Source organism: Variovorax sp. GW460-12-1-14-LB1 (assembly GCF_059423605.1).
In genome coordinates, this window is the sequence record NZ_JBWKYF010000022.1 from 58,853 (window position 1) to 77,096 (window position 18,244).

Genomic DNA, 18,244 nt, shown 5'->3' on the forward strand with positions numbered 1-18,244 from the left:
TGCCTGGGTCTCAGACCGCGAGGGCTTCGGCCTCGCCCAGTCGCTCGCCCAGTTGCACCAACAACACCGGGTTGCGCAGGATCGCGTGGTGGTCCTCGTCCAGCGCCGCGGCGCTCGCGAGGTCCGGCCGCCCCAACTGCAGCGCGAGCGCGGCGCGGTCCGCCGCCGGGCGCCGCGCGATCCACCAGCACTCGGCGTGGCAGCGCAGCGGCACGAGTGCTTCAGTCTCGATCGCCTTCAGTTGCTGGCTCACGAGGAAGATGCGGGCCAGCTCGTCGTCGGGCAGGTTCGCGTGCGCCGGCATCTCGAGCGTGTCGCCGCGAGCTTGCGCTTGTGCGCGGGCCTGTGCGATCAGCGCGGCCACCGTCGCCTCGTCGCAGACGAAGTCGTCGATGTCCAGCAGCCCGTCCAGGCGCGCCGCCGGCCAGGCCGAGGCGACGAAGTCGGCAAAGTCGCGGCGGCCGTCGTCGTCCACCGTCTGCAAGGGCGCGTCGGGCTCGGGCACATAGGGATCGACCAGGCCGAGGAACGCCACGGCCTGCCCTTCGCCCTCGAGCCGCGCGGCCACGGCCGCCGCGAGCGCGCCGCCGAGCGACCAGCCCAGCAGGTGGTACGGCCCCTGCGGCTGCACGCCACGGAGCATGCGGGCGTAGTCGTCGGCCATGCGCGCCAGCGACACGTCGCGGTGCGCGGGGTCGGCGAGCATGCGGCACGGCAGGCCGTACACGGTGCGCACGCCCTGCAGGCGGCGCGCCAGCGGCGCGTAGTCGTACACCGTGCCCAGCGCGGCGTGCAGGCAGAACAGCGGTGCCTCACCGGGCACCACGGCATTCAGCGCGACCAGCGGCGGCGCATCGGCACGCCCGCCCAGCAGCCCCGCGATGGTCGGCGCGCGCAGGAAGTCGTGCAGCTTCAGATCGAGCGCCGGCAGGCCCAGGCGCCGTGCCTGCGCCATCACCTTCAGGCTCAGCAGCGAATCGCCGCCGAGTTCGAAGAAGTTGTCGTCGCGGCCCACGCGTGCCACGCCCAGCACCTCGGACCAGATGCGCGCGAGCGCCTGCTCGGCGCTGCCGCGCGGCGCGTCGTAGCCGTCGCCGCCGGCGAACACCGGCGCCGGCAGCGCATGGCGATCGACCTTGCCGCTCATGTTGAGCGGCAGCGTGTCGAGCACGACGATGGCCGCCGGCACCATGTGCTCGGGCAGCAGCGCCGCGAGGCCGGCACGCAGCCGCGCTGTCTCGATGCGCTCGCCCGCCAGCGGCGACACATACGCCACCAGCCGCGCGCCGCCCGCGCCCTGGCTGGCGACCACCACGGCCTCGCGCACCTGCGGCAGCGCCAGCAGCTGCGCCTCGATCTCGCCCAGTTCGATGCGAAAACCGCGGATCTTCACCTGGTGGTCGATGCGCCCCAGGTAGGCCATCTGCCCGTCGGCCTCCCAGCGCACGAGGTCGCCCGTGCGGTAGAGCCGGCCGCCCGGCGCGCCGAAGGGGTCGGCCACGAAGCGTTCCGCGCTCAGGCCCGCGCGCTGCAGGTAGCCGCGCGCCAGGCCGTCGCCGCCCAGGTACAGCTCGCCGGCCACGCCGGGCGGCACCTGGTTCATGGTGCCGTCGAGCACGTAGGCCGTGCGGTCGCCGACGAGGCGGCCGATGGGCATGTAGGCCGCGTCGAAGCCCTCACCCGGCGCGGCCTTGGCGATCATCGGCGTGATCACCGTCTCGGTCGGCCCATAACCGTTGACGATGCGCGGCGGCTTCAGCACCGACTGCACCAGCGCGAAGCTGGTGCGCGGCATCGCCTCGCCGCCCACGGTGTAGGAACGGATCGGCAGCCGGCTCGCGGCCTCGCCCATCAACTCGGCCATCTGGTGCAGGTAACCGGGCGTGAAGCAGGCGATGGTGATGCCGTGGCGGGCAATTTCGGCGCAGGTGCGCTCCACCGGCCAGACCTCTTCGTCGCGCGGCATCAACGCCGCGCCGAAGGCCAGCGGCACCCAGGTGCGCTCGTGCGCGCCGTCGAAGTTGATCGATGCGAACTGCAGCTCGCGGTCCTCCGGCGTCATGCCGTAGGCCTCGCCGATGGACTGCACGTGCATGGCCAACGGCCCGTGCGCCACCGCCACGCCCTTGGGCTTGCCGGTCGAGCCCGAGGTGTAGATCACGTAGGCCAGGTGCTCGCGGTGCACCGCCACGCCGGGGTCGTGTGACGGGCCGCTCGACAGGTCCAGCGTGTCGAGCGTCAGGGCCTTCACACCGGGCATGCCGATGCGGTCCAGCACGGCGGCATCGTCGGCCAGCAGCAGCGCGACGCCGCTGTCTTCCACCATGTAGGCCAGCCGCTGCGGCGGATACGCCGGGTCGAGCGGCACATAGGCGCCGCCCGCTTTCAGGATCGCGAGCAGCGCCACGACCATGTCGGCCGAACGCCGTACCGCGAGGCCCACGCGCACTTCGGGCCGCACGCCCGCGCGCACGAGGTGGTGCGCCAGCCGGTTGGCGCGCGCCTCCAGCGCGGCGTAGCTCAGCGTGTGGTCGCCGAAGATCAGCGCGGTGGCCTCGGGCCGCAGTGCGGCCTGGCGTGCCACCAGCACATGCACCGGTGCGGTGTCCTGGTAGGCCGGCGTGTTCTCGCCCCAGGCCTGCAGGCGCTGCGCCTCGTCGGCGGTGCGCAGGTCGAAGGCCACGACGGGGTGCGTGGCCGCCTGCGCGAGGTCGTCGGCCACGCGGCGCACCGCGTCGTGCATGTACTGGCACGCGCGCGCGGCGCCAACCGATGCATCGACCTGCGCGGTCAGCGCGAAGCCGTCGGCGCGTTCGTTCACCGACAGTGCGAAGGCGTAGTTCGAACGCTCCTGCGCGCCGAGCGTCTCGATGCCTTCCCAGCCGCCGACATCGGCACCCGCCTCGGGCGCCTGCGCCACATAGCGGTAGTTCAGCAGCGTCGAGAACAGCGGCGTACCCTTGGGCACCGCGCTGCAGCGCTGCGCGAGCGACAGGCTCGCATGCTCGTGGTGCAGCAGGCCGGCCAGCGCGGCGTGGGTCTGGCGCACGCAGGCCAGTGCATGGCTGCGACCCAGCGTCACGCGCAGCGGCAGCGTGTTGATCATCATGCCGAGCGCGCGCCCCGCGCCCTCGCCGCCCGCGAGCCGGCCGAACAGCACGGTGCCGAACACCACGTCGTCCTTGCCCGTGGTCTTGGCCAGCACCAGCGCCCATGCCAGGTGGAACAGCGTGGCCGCGCTCACGCCGCTGCGCTGCGCCTGCGTGCGCACGGCCTGCGCCAACGCCGCGTCGAGTTCGAGGTGCGCTTCCTCCACGGCCGTGCCGTCGCCGCGCGCATCGAACAGGTCGAAGGGTGCGGTCGGTTCGCGCACGTCGCCGAGCATGCGGCGGAAGAACGCCTCCTGCTCGGCCACGTCGGCCCCGAGCCGTGCCTGGGCGACGAAGCTGCGGAACGGCACGGGCGGGGGCAGCGCGTCGGCGCGGCCTTGCAGCAGCAGCGTGATCTCCTCGACCAGCAGGTCGCGCGACACATGGTCGAGCGCCAGGTGGTGGCTCGGCAGCTGCAACAGCCAGTCGCCGCCCGCCGCGTCGTGCGCGGCAATGGCGCGCAGCATCGGCGCGCGGCGCACGTCGAGGCGGTAGTGGCCGGGGCGCACATGCGCCTCGAGTTGCGCGGCGACATCGCCTGCGGCGGCGTCGATCGGCAGCCATTCGATCTCGGCGGGTGCATGGCGGTGCACCACCTGCACCGGCTCCGCCAGCCCTTCCCACAGCACGGCGGTGCGCAGCATGTCGTGGCGCACGATGACGCGGTTCAGGCAGTCCATGAACGCGTCGAGCCGCGCCTGGCTGTCGAAGCGCATCTGCAGCGACTGCACATAGACGTCGCCCTCGGTCTGCATCAGGTGATGGAACAGCAGGCCTTCCTGCAGCGGCGCGAGCGGGTAGATGTCCTGGATGTTGGCCGCGCAGCCGGGCACGGCGGCCTCGATGCGGCGCAGCTGCGCGTCGTCGAGCGTCACCAGCGGCAGCATCTGCGGCGTGAGCCGCGTGCAGCCTTCGGGAATCGCGTTGTCGGGCACCACCGGCACCGGGCGCGGCGAGGCGCCGGCCTCCAGCGTGGCGCGCGCGAAGTCGGCAAAGCGCGGGTTCTGGAACAGCGTGCGCACCTGCGCGCCGAAGCCTTGGCGACGCAGCCGCTCGAGCAGCTGCATGGCCAGCAGCGAATGGCCGCCGAGTTCGAAGAAGTTGTCGTTGCGGCCCACGCGCGGCGCGCCCAGCACCTCGGCCCACACGGCGGCCATCGCCTCCTCGGCCGCGCCCTGCGGCGCTTCCCAACTGTCGGCTGTAGCAGCGAACACAGGCTCAGGCAACGCGGCGCGGTCGACCTTTCCGTTGGCGTTCAACGGCAGCGCCGCGAGCACCGTGATCGCCGAGGGCACCATGTACTCGGGCAGCACCTGCGCCAAGCCGGCGCGCAGCGTGAAGGCCTCGACCGGGCGTTGCGCATCGAGGCTCGACACGTAGGCCAGCAACAGCGCACCGCCCGCACGCTCGCGCGCGACCACCACGGCCTCGCGCACGCCGGGCTGCGCGCGCAGCCGCGCCTCGACCTCGCCGAGCTCGATGCGGAAACCCCGCACCTTCACCTGGTGATCGAGCCGCCCCAGGTACTCGAGCTGCCCGTCGGCGCGCCAGCGCACGAGGTCGCCGGTGCGGTACAGGCGCCCGCCCTTCGCATCGAAAGGATCGGCCACGAAGCGCTCGGCGCTCAGGCCGGCGCGGTTCAGGTAGCCGCGCGCCAGCCCCGAGCCGCCGAGGTACAGCTCGCCGGCCATGCCGGGCGGCACCAGGTTCATGTCGGTGTCGAGCACCACGGCGCGGCGGTCGCCCACGGGCGCGCCGATGGGCAGGTAGGCCGCGTCGAAGGCGGTGCCGGCATAGGCCTTGGCGATGGTCGGCGTGATCACCGTCTCGGTCGGGCCGTAGCCGTTGATGAGGCGCGGCGGCTGCAGCGTCTGCATCACGCGCTCGCAGGCCACGCGGCCCATGGCCTCGCCGCCGACGGTGTACGAGCGCAGCGTGGGCACGCGCCCTTCCTCGCCGAGTTCGTCGGCCATCTGCTGCAGGTAGCCCGGCGTGAAGCAGGCGACGGTGATGCCGTGGCGGCGCATCTCTTCGCGGCTGCGGTGCACGGTCCACAGCTCCTGGCTGCGCGGCATCAGCGTGGCGCCGAAGGCCAGCGGCGTCCAGATGCGCTCGTGCGCGCCGTCGAAGTTGATCGACGCGAACTGCAGCTCGCGGTCGTCCGGAGTCATGCCGTAGGCACGGCCGATGGTCTGGATGTGCATGCTCAGCGGGCCATGCGCCACGGCCACGCCCTTGGGCTGGCCGGTGGAGCCCGAGGTGTAGATCACATAGGCCAGGTGTTCGAGATGCACCGCGACATCGGGTGCGTCTTCGGGCCCGCTGTCGAGCACGCCGCCATCGAGCAGCAGCGCGGGCAGCGCCTGCATCGACGCGCCCAGCCGCTCGCGCACACGCGCCTGCGTGAGCAGCAGCCGCACGCCGCTGTCGGTCGCCATGAAGTCGAGCCGGTCGGGCGGGTAGTCGGGGTCGAGCGGCACGTAGGCCGCGCCCGCTTTCAGCACGCCGAGCAGCGCCACCACCATCTCGGGCGAACGTTCCACCGCGAGGCCGATGCGGTCCTCGGGCTGCACGCCCTGCGCGATGAGGGCATGCGCGAGCCGATTGGCGCGCGCGTCGAAGTCGCGAAAGCGCATCGGCACGCCATCGACGATCAGCGCCGTGGCTTCGGGTCGCAGCGCGGCCTGGCGCTCGACGAGGTGGTGCACGGGCACCTCGTCCCAGGCCGTGTCCCGGCCCTCGCCCCATTCACGCAGCTGGGCGTGCTCCTGCGGACCGAGCAGCGCCACCTCGCGCAACGTGCGCGTGGGGTCGTCGGCCAACTGGCGCAGCACCGCGACGTAGTGCGCGGCCATGCGTTCGATGGTCGCGGACTCGAAGATCGCGCGGGCGTACGTGAAGCTCAGGCCGAGCGTGCCGTCGGCCTGCTCCAGCGTGTCGAGTGCAAGCTCGAAGGGCGCCGCCTGCTCGTCGAGTTCGCAGGGCTCGATACGCAGGCCTTCGAGCCGGTCGAGCGCGCCCAGGTCCTGCTGCCGGTGGTTGAAGATCACCTGGAACAGCGGCGGGTGGCTCAGGCTGCGCTCGGGCTGCAGCGCCTCGACCAGCTGTTCGAACGGCAGGTCCTGGTGCGCCTGCGCGCCCAGCGCCGCTTCGCGCGCCTGCGCCAGCGCCTGGGCCAGCGTGGTGTGGCCGGCCAGTTCGGCGCGCAGCACCTGCGTGTTGACGAACAGGCCGAGGATGCCGGCCGTCTCGGGCCGGTCGCGGTTGGCCACGGGCACGCCGAGCCGGATGTCCCCCTGGCCCGTGTAGCGGTGCAGCAGTGCCTGGAAGCCGGCCAGCAGCACCATGAAGAGCGTTGCACCTTCGGCGCTCGCGCGGCGGCGCAGCGCCTGTGCCGGCTCACCCGGCAGGTCGAGCCGGTGGCGCGCGGCCAGGTACGGCCCCTGCGGCGGACGTGCACGGTCGGCGGGCAGTTGCAGCAGCGGCTGCTCGCCGCCCAGGCGTTCGGTCCAGTAGGCGAGTTGGCGTTCGCCCTCGCCTGCTTCGAGCCAGTGGCGCTGCCAGGCCGCGTAGTCGGCGTATTGCAACGCCGGCGCGGCGAGCACGGCGGCATCGTTCCCTTGACGGTGTGCCTGGTACAGCGCGCCGAAGTCGTCGACCAGCAGTTGCATCGACCAGCCGTCGGACACGATGTGGTGCATCACCAGCACCAGCAGGTGCGCGGTCTCGCCGGTGCGCAGCAGGCCCACGCGCAACAGCGGGCCGCGCGACAGATCGAAGGGCGTGCGCACGAGGCGCGCGGCCTCGTCGCGCACCTGCGCGGGGTGGGCGCGCAGATCGGCTTCGTGCAGGTCGAGCACCGCCTCGGGCGACACGGCCTGCTGCGGCACGCCGTCGTCGCTCACGCCGAAGCGCGTGCGCAGCGACGGATGCCGCGCCACCAGCGCCTGCAGGCTCGCGCGCAGCGCCGCATGGTCGAGCGCGCCGTGCAGCGTGAGCGCGGCCGTGATGTGCTGCGCGGTGCTTTCGGGGTCCATCTGCCAGAGGAACCACTGGCGCGCCTGCGCGTACGAGGCGGGCCGCGGCGCACCGGGCACGGCGGCCGGGTCGGGCACGATCGGCAGGCGGCCGAAGTCGATGCCCTGCGCACGCAACGCGGCGATGAATTCCTTCTGCCGCGCCGGCGGCAAACCCGCCAGTCGTTGGGCGATGGCCCTACTGCGTTCGCTACTGCTCACTCAACCCCCCAGACTTTCCAACAATGCATCCATGCGATCGAGATCGCTCTCGGCCTGCGCGGCCTGCTGCGCCTGCGCCGGCCCTTGCGCGTCGAGCGCCTGCGCGCACGCCGCCAGGTCGGGCAGTTCGAAGTAGCGCTGCAGCGGCAGGTCGATGCCCATCTGCGCCTTGACCTGCTGCCGCAGCTTGAGCACCGCGAGCGAATGCCCGCCCAGCTCGAAGAAGTTGTCGCCGCGCCCCACGCACGACAGCCCCAGCACCTGCGCCCACAGACCCGCCAGCGCGGCTTCGGTGGCGCCCTGCGGCGGCACGTGGGCGCGCCGCTCCGCCGCCTCGGGCGGTGGCAGCGCCTGCCGGTCGACCTTGCCGTTGGCGTTCAGCGGCAGCCCCTGCGGCACCGCGACGATGACGCTCGGCACCATGTAGTCGGGCAACGCTGCCGTCAGCCCCGCACGCAGCGCCGCGGGGCGCAGCGGCTGGCCTTCGGCGCCGGCCGCATAGGCCACCAGCCGCGCACCGCCCGGTCCTTCCTGCGCCAGCACCAGCGCCTGGCGCACGCCGGGCTGCGCGAGCATCTGCGCCTCGACCTCGCCGAGTTCGATGCGGAAGCCCCGCACCTTCACCTGGTGATCGAGCCGGCCGAGGTACTCGAGCTGGCCGTCGGCGCGCCAGCGCACGAGGTCGCCGGTGCGGTAGAGCCGACCACCGTGCCCGCCGAACGGGTCGGCGACGAAGCGCTGCGCCGTCAGGCCGGCCCGGTGCAGGTAGCCGCGCGCCAGCACCTCGGCGCCGACGCACAGCTCGCCGGCCACGCCGACGGGCACGGGGTTCAGTTGCGCGTCGAGCACATGCAGGCGCGCGCTCGATGCGGGCGTGCCGATGGGCGGCAGGTCTTCGTCGCCTGCCTCGTCGAGCACGAACTCGCTCACCACATGCGTCTCGGTCGGCCCGTACTGGTTGATGAGCCGGCACTGCGATTCGCGCGCCAGCCATTCGGCCAGTGCGGGCGTGCGCTTGAGCTGCTCACCCGCCGTGACGACCTGGCGCAGCGCCGGCAACCGCCGGCCCGAAGCCAGCGACTGCTCGGCGAAATGCTGCAGCACCGAGAAGGTGAGGAACATGCGTTCGACGCCTTCGCGGTGCGCCAGGTCTTCCAGCGCGTCGAGGTCGAGCCGCTGCGCATCGGTGGTCTGCACGAGGCAGCCGCCGCCGGCCAGCCCGCTGACCATTTCCTGGAACGCCACGTCGAAGCACGGCGAGGCGAACAGCAACGTGCGGCTCGCACCCGGCAGGCGTTGCAGCTGCCACGCGATGAGGCGCGCCACCGCGTCGTGGCGCATCGCCACGCCCTTGGGTCGGCCGGTGGAGCCCGAGGTGTAGAGCACATAGGCCAGCTGCTCGCCATGCACCGGCACCGCCGGGTCGTGGTCGGGCCAGGCGGCCATGCCGTCGTCGGCCGCGTCGAGGTCGAAGGCCAGCCGCTGCACGCTCGCTGCGTCGGGCAGACGCGGCATCAGCGCGCGGCGCGTGAGCAGCAGCGAGGCGCCGCTGTCCTCGACCATGTAGGCCAGTCGCTCGGGCGGGAACGCCGGGTCGAGCGGCAGGTACGCGCCGCCGGCCTTGAGCACGGCGAGCAGGCCGACGACGGTTTCGGCCGAGCGATCGACGGCGATCGCGACCGGCATGTCGGGCCGCACGCCCTGTGCGATCAGCCGGTGCGCCCAGCGGTTGGCGAGGCGATTGAGTGCGGCGTAGGTGAGGCGATGCTCGGCCGTGACGAGTGCCAGTGCATCGGGGTTCGCCTTCGCCTGCTGTTCGATGAGGTGGTGGACGGGCACGACCGTTTCCGGCGTGAACGCACCGCGCGACCATGACGACAACCGCTCGCGCTCGGCCGCATCGGCCAGCGTCAGCTGTCCCACAGCCTGCGCCGCATCGCCGGCGAGCGCCAGCAGCGCCGCACGCAACTGGCCCACCAGCGCTGCGGCCTGCGCCTCGTCGCACGCATCGAGCGCATGCACGAGATCGATGTGCAGCGCCGCATCGTCATGCACCATCAGCGTCAGCGGGTACGAGGTTTCTTCCTTCGTATGCACCGCGCCGAAGCGCAGGCCCGCCGCCGCGTCGTCGCGCAAGGCGGCATCGACCGGGTAGTTCTCGAACACCATCAGCGTGTCGAACAGCCCCTGCCCGCCCAGCCCGGCCCAGGCCTGGATCTCGTGCAGCGGCGTGTGCTCGTGTTCGCGCGATGCGACCTGCGCCGCCTGCAGTTCGCGCAGCCAGTCGCCCACGGGCTGGCCGGGCCGCAGGCGTGCGACCACGGGCAGCGTGTTGATGAACAGGCCCAGCATGCGTTCGGCGCCCGGCATCTCGGCGCTGCGGCCGGCGACGGTGGCGCCGAACACGACGGCGCCGGTGCGCGTGCGCTGGCCCAGCAGCAGCGCCCAGGCGGCCTGCACGAAGGTGTTGAGCGTGACATGTGCGGCACGCGCGGCCTCGCGCAGGCCGCGCGTGCCTTCGGTGTCGAAGGCTAGGCGCTGGCGGGCCTTGCCGGGGCGTGGTGCCACCGGCGGCACCAGTGCGGTCGCCAAGCGCGTCGGTTCTTCCACGCCGGCCAGCACGCGGCGCCAGTGCGCCTCGCCGGCCTGTGCATCGCGCGCGGCGAGCCACGCGATGTGGTCGCGGAAACGCCCGGGTGCGGGCTCGCCGGCCTGCCCCGCGTAGCTGCGCAGCACCTCGGCCAGCAGCTGCGCCACGCTCCAGCCGTCGAGCAGCAGATGGTGGTAGGTCCACACGAGGTGATGCCGCTGCGCCTGCGTGCGCGCCAGCGCGATGCGCATGAGCGGCGGGCGTGCGAGGTCGAAGCCGCTCGCGCGCTGCGACGCGGCCAGCCGCGCCAGCGCACCGGGTACGTCGGCGCTCTCGCGCAGGTCTTGCACGGCCCACGGCATCTCGGCACCGCGCGCCACCCATTGCAACGGCGTGGCGCCGTCGGCCAGGAAGCCGCTGCGCAGGATCTCGTGGCGCGCGAGCACGCGCTGCCATGCGGCGCGGAAGCGCTCGGCATCGAGGCCGTCGATGTCCATGCACAGCTGATTGATGTAAGCCTCGCCCTGCGCATCGACCAGGCTGTGGAACAGCATGCCGGACTGCATCGGCGACAACGGATAGAGGTCTTCGAGGTGCGCCACGGGCAGCGGCAGCGCGTCGAGCTGCGCGGCGTCGAGCCCGGCCAGCGGGAAGTCCGACGGCGTGACGCCGCAAGCGCCCGAGGTGCAGTGCGCGATCAGCGCTTCGAGTTCGTCGCCGAAGCGGTTCACCCAGCCCTGCACGTCCTCTTGCGCATGCCGCGCCGCGCTGAAGTCCACCGTCAGTTGCAGCGCACCGTCGCGCACCTGCGCGTTGACGCTGAACTCGTGCAGCAGCGGCGCGCTCGCCGCGACCGGCTCGCCCGCGTCTTCGGGCGCGAGCGACCACGCAGCCTCGGCCGCACCATCCACCTGCCCCAGGTAGTTGAAAACCAGCTGCGGCCGCGGAAATGCGCGCAGCGCCTGCTGCTGTGCGTCCGTGCCCAGGTGCCTCAGCACGCCATGGCCGAGCCCGCGTTGCGGCACGCGGCGCAGGTCTTCCTTCACGCGCTTGATCGCGTCGCCCCACGCGCCCAACGGATCGAGCCGCACGGGGAACAGGCTGGTGAACCAGCCCGTGGTGCGCGACAGGTCGAGCGCCTTCTGCGCGGGGAGGCTGTCTTCGCGGCCGTGCCCTTCGAGCAGGATCGCGAGTTGCGCATGCCCGCTCCAGCCGCACAGCGCGCGCCCGAGCGCGGTGAGCAGCAGGTCGTTGACCTGCGTACGGTAGGCGGCCGGCGCCGTCTTGAGCAACGCCTGCGTGCGCGCGCGGTCGAGCTGCCACGCGATGCTGGCGCGGCGCGCCACGGTGTTCACGCCCTCGGGCCGCGCGCAGGGCAACGCCACCGGCACGTCGGCGAAGGCCTGCCAGTGCGCGAGTTCGCCGTCCATCGCGGCAGCCTCGCTCTGCAGCGCACGCGCCCAGGCCTGCAAGCTGGCGCTCTTCGGCGGCAGCACGACCGGGTGGCCATCGCGGCACTGCGCGTACGCGGTGGCCAGGTCGTCGAGCACGATGCGCCACGACACGCCGTCGACCACGAGGTGGTGCGCGGCCAGCAGCAGGCGCCAGTCGCCGCCGGGCAGGCGGATGACCAGCGGACGCAGCAGCGGCCCGTGCGCGAGGTCGAGGCTGCGCTGCGCCTCGTCGCACAGCGCGGCGATCTGCGCGGGGTTCGCTGCATCGCGCACCCAGAGCCATTCTTCGCGCCAACGCGCCGGCAGCGCCTCGTAGGCCTGCCGCCAGCGGCCATCGGCCGCGCGATGGAAGCGCAGGCGGAAAGCATCGTGGTGCTGCACCACGGCCGCCAGCGCGGCTTCGAGCGTGGGCACCGCCAGCGGCTCGCGGCCTTGCAGCAGCAGCGACTGGTTCCAGTGGTGGCGCTCGGGCATGTCGGCCTCGAAGAACGCGGCCTGGAACGGCAGCAGCGGCACCTCGCCTTCGGCTGCGGTCTGCTCGGCCTGCACCGCCGCGCCCACGGGCTCGGCCACGGCCGCCTGCCCGGCCACGGTCTGGCGCTCGAACATCTGGCGCGGCGTGAGCTTCCAGCCGGCCGTGCGCAGCCGCGACACGATCTGCAGGCTCAGGATCGAGTCGCCGCCGAGTTCGAAGAAGTTGTCCTGCCGGCCCACGCGCGGCAGGCCGAGCACCTCGGCCCAGACCGTGGCGAGCGCCTGTTCGACCACGCCCTCGGGCGCCTCGTAGGCCTGCGCCCCGCTGCGTTCGGGCTTGGGCAGCGACTTGCGGTCGATCTTGCCGTTGGCGTTGAGCGGCAGGGCCGGCAGCACGCACAGCAGCGCCGGCACCATGTACTCGGGCAGCACCTCGGCCAGGCGCGCCTTGAGCACGGCCACGTCCACCGCCGCATCGGGCTGCGGCGACACATAGCCGACCAGCCGCGTGCCGCCCGGGCCTTCGTCGGCCACCACCACGGCCTCGCGCACCTGCGGTTGTGCCAGCAGCTGCGCCTCGATCTCGCCGAGCTCGATGCGAAAGCCCCGCACCTTCACCTGGTGGTCGATGCGGCCCAGGTAGGCCAGCTGGCCGTCGTCGCGCCAGCGCACGAGGTCGCCCGTGCGGTACAGGCGCTCGCCGCTGTCGCTGAACGGGTCGGCGACAAAGCGCTCGGCCGTGAGGCCCAGCCGGTGCAGATACCCGCGCGCCAGGCCGATGCCACCCAGGTACAGCTCGCCGCCCACGCCCGGCGGCACGGGGTTCAGGCCCGCGTCGAGCACGTAGGTCTTGCAGCCCGCGATGGGGCGGCCGATGGCGACATGGTTCAGCCCGTCGGCGCGGCAGGTCCAGTGCGTCACGTCGATGGCCGCCTCGGTCGGGCCGTAGAGGTTGTAGAGCCCCGCGCCCGGCAGGCGCTCGAACACCTTCGCCTGCGCCTCGGCGGGCAGCGCCTCGCCGCTGCAGACGATGCGCCGCAGGCTGGTGCAGGCCTCGATGCCGTCGTGCGCCAGGAAGGCCTGCAGCATCGAGGGCACGAAATGCAGCGTGGTCACGCCGTGCGTGCGGATCAGCTCGACCAGGCGTGCCGGCTCGCGGTGATCGCCAGGCGCGGCCACGACAAGGCGCGCGCCCTGCATCAGCGGCCAGAAGAACTCCCACACCGACACGTCGAAGCCGAACGGCGTCTTCTGCAGCACGGTGTCGGCGTCGCCCAGCGCGTAGGCGTCCTGCATCCAGGCCAGGCGGTTGTAGAGCGCGTTGTGGCGGTTGGCCGCGCCCTTGGGGCGGCCCGTGGAGCCCGACGTGAAGATCACGTAGGCAAGGTTCTCGCCATGCAGCGCGACCTGCGGGCAGGCGGTGGATTCGGCCGACAGGTCGGCCGCATCCAGCGCCAGCATTTGCACATGCGCCGCCACCGGCAGCGCCTCGCGCAGGTGCGACTGCGTGAGCAGCAGCGTCACCCCACTGTCTTCCAGCATGTAGGCGATGCGTTCGCGCGGCAGCTCGGGGTCGATGGGCACATAGGCGCCGCCGGCCTTCAGGATCGCCAGCAGCCCCACGACCATCTCGAGGCTGCGCTCGGCGGCGATCCCCACGGGCATGTCGGGCCGTACGCCCAGGCCGATCAAGCGATGCGCGAGCGCGTTGGCGCGCGCGTCGAGTTCGCCATAGCGCAGCACCGTGTCACCGAACACCAGCGCGACCGCCTCGGGCCGCTCGCGCGCCTGCGCTTCGATCAGCCGATGCACGGGCTGCGTGTACGGGCGGTGCGGCAGGTTCTCGCTCCAGCCGCGCAGCCGCGCTTCGTCGTCCGCATCGGTGAGCACGAGGTTCGCGAGCACGCGATCGGGGTCGTCCGACATCGCCTGCAGCACGCGCTGGTAGGCGCGCACCAGGCGCTGCGCGGTCGCGGCGTCGAACAGGTCGGTGTTGTACTCGAGCCGGCCGCGCACGCCGTGCGGGTCGATGTAGAAGTCCAGCGACAGATCGAACTTGGCGCCCGCGTCGTCGAACTCTTGCAGCTCGGCGCGCACGCCCGCGAAGTCGAGCGCGACGGCCTCGCCGGCCATCTGCACGCCGAACATGGCCTGGAACAGCGGGCTGCGCGCGGGGTCGCGGCGGTCCTTTCGGCTGGCCAGCAGCACCTCGAACGGCAGGTCGGCATGGTCGAGCGCGGCCAGCGCGTCGGCGCGCACCTGGCGGCACACCTCGCGCAGCGTGCGCCGGGGCGCGAGCCGCGCGCGGAACACCTGCGTGGTGATGAAGAAGCCCAGCAGGTCCTGCACCTCCTCGCGGTGGCGGCCGGCATTGGGCACGCCGATGGCGAAATCGTCCTGCCCGCTGCAGCGCGACAGCAGCACCTGCCAGGCCGCGAGCAGCACCACGAACGGCGTGCAGCGTTCGGCGCGGCAGAAGGTCTGCAGCGCTGCCGCCAGAGCCGGCGGCAGCTCGAAGCCGAGTGCAGTGCCGGCGAAGGTCTGCTGCGCGGGGCGCGCGCGGTCGGTCGGCAGGTCGAGCGACGGCACCTCGTCGCCGAGGTGGCGGTTCCAGTGGTCCAGCTGCGGCGCGAGCGCCCCGCCCTGCACGCGGGCGCGTTGCCACACGGCAAAGTCGGCGTACTGCACGGACAGCGGCGGCAGCTGCACCGGGCCGTCGCTGCGCAGCGCCAGCGCATAGGCCGCGCCGAGGTCGCGCGCCAGGATCGGGTTCGACCAGGCGTCGGAGACGATGTGGTGCAGGCAGACGGTCAGCACATGCCGGTCGTCGGCCAGCTTCGCGAGCCGGGCCACCAGCGCGGGCGCGCGGCCCAGGTCGAACACATGCGTCGCGGTGCGGCGCACGAGCGCATCGACAGCGGCCTGCTGCGCGTCGGCGCCCTGGCCCGAGAGATCGATGCGCTCCAGCGCGAACGGCACCTCGGCCTGCACCACCTGCATCGGCACGCCGTCGTGCTCGACGAAGTGCGTGCGCAGGATCGCGTGGCGCGCAACGACCGCCTGGAACGCACGTTCCAGCGCATCGGCGTCGAGCGCGCCGGTCAGCCGGAACACGCGCGGCAGGTTGTAGGCCGTGAGCCCGGGCTCGAGCTTCTGCAGGAAGCACAGCTGCTCCTGCGCATACGACAGCGGCACGGCCTGGCCGTCGTGCACGGTGCGGGTGATCTCGTCCATGGCGATGCTCATGCGGCCTCGCCCACGGATTCGTCGGCGAGGTCGCGCTGCCGGTGCGTCTGCGCCAGCCGTTCGAGCGCGATGGCATCGGCGCTGGCCTCGCGCAGCACGGCGGCCAGCGCCGCGGGCGTCGGGTGATCGAACACCACGCCGGCCGCCACCTCGACCTGCAGCAGCTTGCGGATGCGCGCCACCAGCTTGATGACCTGCAGCGAGTGACCGCCGAGTTCGAAGAAGTCGTCTTCCACGCCGACCGGGCCGCTGCCCAGCAGGGTGGCCATGCCGTCGGCGAGCAGCGCTTCGAGCGCATCACGCGGCGCCGCGATGACGCGCTGCGGTGCTTCGGCCGGGGCCGACGCCACCAGCGCGAGCCGGTCGATCTTGCCGTTCGGCAGGCGCGCGAAGGCGCCCACGGCCGTGCAGCTCACGGGCACCATGTGCGCGGGCAGCAGCGCGGCGAGTTGCTCGCGCAGCGCGCGGCCGTCGACCGCCTCGCCGTCGCCGACGAAGAAGGCGGCGAGCGTGGTCGCATCGGGCACAGCCAGCACCACCGCCTGGCGCACGCCGGGCCGCGCCAGCAGCGCCGCCTCGACCTCGGCCGGCTCGACGCGGTAGCCGTGGACCTTCACCTGGTGGTCGGCACGCCCCGCGAGCCTCAGGCCGCCTTCGGGCAGCACCCACGCGAGGTCGCCCGTGCGGTAGAGGCGCTCACCGGCGTGGAACGGGTCGGCGACGAACACGTCAGCGTTCGCGCGGTTCAGGTAGCCGTGGCACAGCTGCGCCCCGCCGATGTACACCTCGCCCAGCCCGCCCGCCGGCACGAGGCCGCGCGATGCATCGAGCACGCGCACGCGGTTGTTCGCGAGCACGCGCGTCAGCGGCAGCTGTTCGGGCACGGGCGCGCCGGGTTCGACGGCATGCACCATGACGCCGACCGTGGCCTCGGTCGGCCCGTAGTGGTTGTAGATGGCGCACTGCGGCGCCAGCCGCGCGATGCGCTCGACCAGCGCGCGCGGTGCGGCCTCGCCGCCGAGCACCAGCGTGCGCGGCAGGCAGGGTGCGGCGCTTTCGAGCAGCGCTTCGAGGTGCGAGGGCACGATCTTCAGCGCGTCGATGGCGTGTGTGCGCATGAAGCGCGCGAAGGCCTCGGCGTCTTTCGCCTCATGCGGCGCCGCCACGACAAGGCAGGCGCCGTTGTAGAACGCGCCGAACAGTGCGGTGTTGCCCAGGTCGGCCGCGACCGAGCTGGTGAGCGCCCAGCGGCGGCAGGTGTCGAGCTGCATCGCGGTCGAAGCGGCTGCCACGTAGTTCTGCAGCTGGCCCTGCCCGACGGCCACGCCCTTGGGCGTGCCGGTGGAGCCGGAGGTGTAGAGCACGTAGGCGAGGTCGCTCGGTGCGGCGATGTGCGACGCGGCTTGCGCTTCGGGCAGCGTGCTCGCATCGGGCAATGCGGCGTCGATGGTGAACACCGGCTTCGCATCGGCCAGCACCGCCGAGCGGCGCGCCTCGGGCCAGTCGGGGTCGAGCGGCAGGTAGGCGGCGCCCGCGCGCCAGACAGAGAGGATCGCCACCGGCAGGTCGAGCGCGCGCGGCAGGTTCAGCGCGACGATGGCACCGGGCACCACGCCCTGCCCTTGCAGCCAGCGGGCGACGCGGGCGGTGCGCTGGTCGAGTTCGCGGTAGCTCAGGCGCTGCTCGCCCGCTTCGAGCGCGGGCGCGTCGGGCGTCTCGACGGCCCAATGGGCGATGCGCTGCGTGACGGTCTGCGTGCCGACATCGGCCACGGTCTCTTGCGACTGCAGCAGCAGCTCGCGCTCGCGCGCACCGACCAGCGGCAGCGCGCCGAGCGCGGTGTCGGGGCGTTCGACGATGGCATCCAGCAGGCAAAGGTATTGCATCAGCAGGCGCTGCGCCGCCATCTCGCTGTGGCGCGCGGCATCGGCATGCACCGAGAGCGCAGCGCCGTCGGCGTCCCATGCGATCTGCAGAGCGAGTTCGAAAGCCGGCAGCGGCCCCGGCAGCGCAACCAGTTGCCATTGCGGATCGACGCCGTGGCGGCGCGGTCGTTCGTGGCACGCGAAGCCGACCGCGAGGTGCGTGGCAATGGGCGGCGCCTCGACGGCCCAGTACTCCTGCGCCTCGACATGCGCGGCCAGCGTGCCGTCGACGTTGTCGAACCAGTCGGCAAAGCACATCTCGGGCGCGGTCTCGACGATGAGCGGCAGCACCTTGTCGAACACGCCGACCGCACCCTGCATCGGCGGGTAGTCGCGGCGGCAGTCGTGCTGCCAGCCGGCGACGAAACGGCCGGTGCCGTCCAGCCGCGCGAGCAGCAGCCACCAGACGGCCTGCAGCAGCGTGTCGGGCTGGGCGCCCAGTGTGTCGGCGCAGGCGGCGATGCGGCCCGCGAAAGTGGCGTCGACGGATTCGTCAGCACGCACGCGCACAGCCTGCTGGGAGGCAGCAGCTTGCCGGCCGACGAGGCGCGGCGGCGTGAGCGAGGACGCCTGCGCGAGGTAGCGCTGCCAGTAGGCGCGGCCCTCGGCGGCGTCTTCGCCGTCGAGCAGGTCCTGGCGCCAGGTCACGAAGCGCGCATACGGGAACACCTCGGCGGCATCGAAGCTGTTCGCGTCCGCGAAGGCCATGGCGATCTGGTCGAACAGGTGCTGCAGGCTGCCCCGGTCGCCGACCCAGGCATGAACGGAAAGCGCCAGCGTGTGGCGCCCTTCACCGGTGCGTGCGAGCCCGGCATGGACCATCTCGCCGCGCGCGATGTCCAGCGGCGCGGCTTGCAGGTTCGCCAGCCATTCGGCCAAGGCAGCTTCAGGCGCATCGCGCAGGTCCGCGTCCGCCCAGGCCAGCGGCGTCATCCCGTCGGTGTACTGCTGGCGAAGACCGCGATAGCCCGGCACCGCGCGGATCGCGCTGCACAAGGCACCGTGCGCACCCAGCACGCGCGCCACCACGTCGCGCAGGCGCGCGGGGTCGGTTGCGCCCTCGATGTCGACGCGCAGCAGCAGGCGCGGCGCATCGGCCGGCACCGCGCGTTGTTCGGGGCTCAGCGGGAAGGTCGTGTCGTCGAAGTGGTCGGTCATGGTCGTCATT

At 72.7% G+C, this 18,244-nt stretch carries 3 protein-coding genes; all 3 read right to left on the reverse strand.

From position 1 onward, the window contains the following. Nucleotides 1-10: 10 nt before the first annotated feature. Genes AC07Y4_RS13920 through AC07Y4_RS13930 form a run of 3 tightly spaced genes read right to left on the reverse strand, consistent with a single transcriptional unit; the run spans nt 11 to nt 18,243 of the window. Entirely contained in the window at nt 11-7,387 is a 7,377-nt protein-coding gene (locus AC07Y4_RS13920) for an amino acid adenylation domain-containing protein (RefSeq protein ID WP_495274709.1), read from the reverse strand. Further along, the gene (locus AC07Y4_RS13925; RefSeq protein WP_495274710.1) at nt 7,388-15,151 is read right to left on the reverse strand and encodes an amino acid adenylation domain-containing protein; all 7,764 of its coding nucleotides are present in this window, start codon (nt 15,149-15,151) and stop codon (nt 7,388-7,390) included. Next, nucleotides 15,148-18,243, reverse strand: coding sequence for a non-ribosomal peptide synthetase (locus AC07Y4_RS13930; protein ID WP_495274711.1), 3,096 nt, complete (start codon nt 18,241-18,243; stop codon nt 15,148-15,150). Before AC07Y4_RS13930 ends, AC07Y4_RS13925 begins: the two co-directional genes overlap by 4 nt. Between the last annotated feature and the right edge of the window lies 1 nt (nt 18,244).

Coding starts and splice junctions, on each gene's coding strand:
- AC07Y4_RS13925 (WP_495274710.1), bottom strand. CDS start 15,151: ATGAGCATCGCCATGGACGAGATCACCCGCACCGTGCACGACGGCCAG.
- AC07Y4_RS13930 (WP_495274711.1), bottom strand. CDS start 18,243: ATGACGACCATGACCGACCACTTCGACGACACGACCTTCCCGCTGAGC.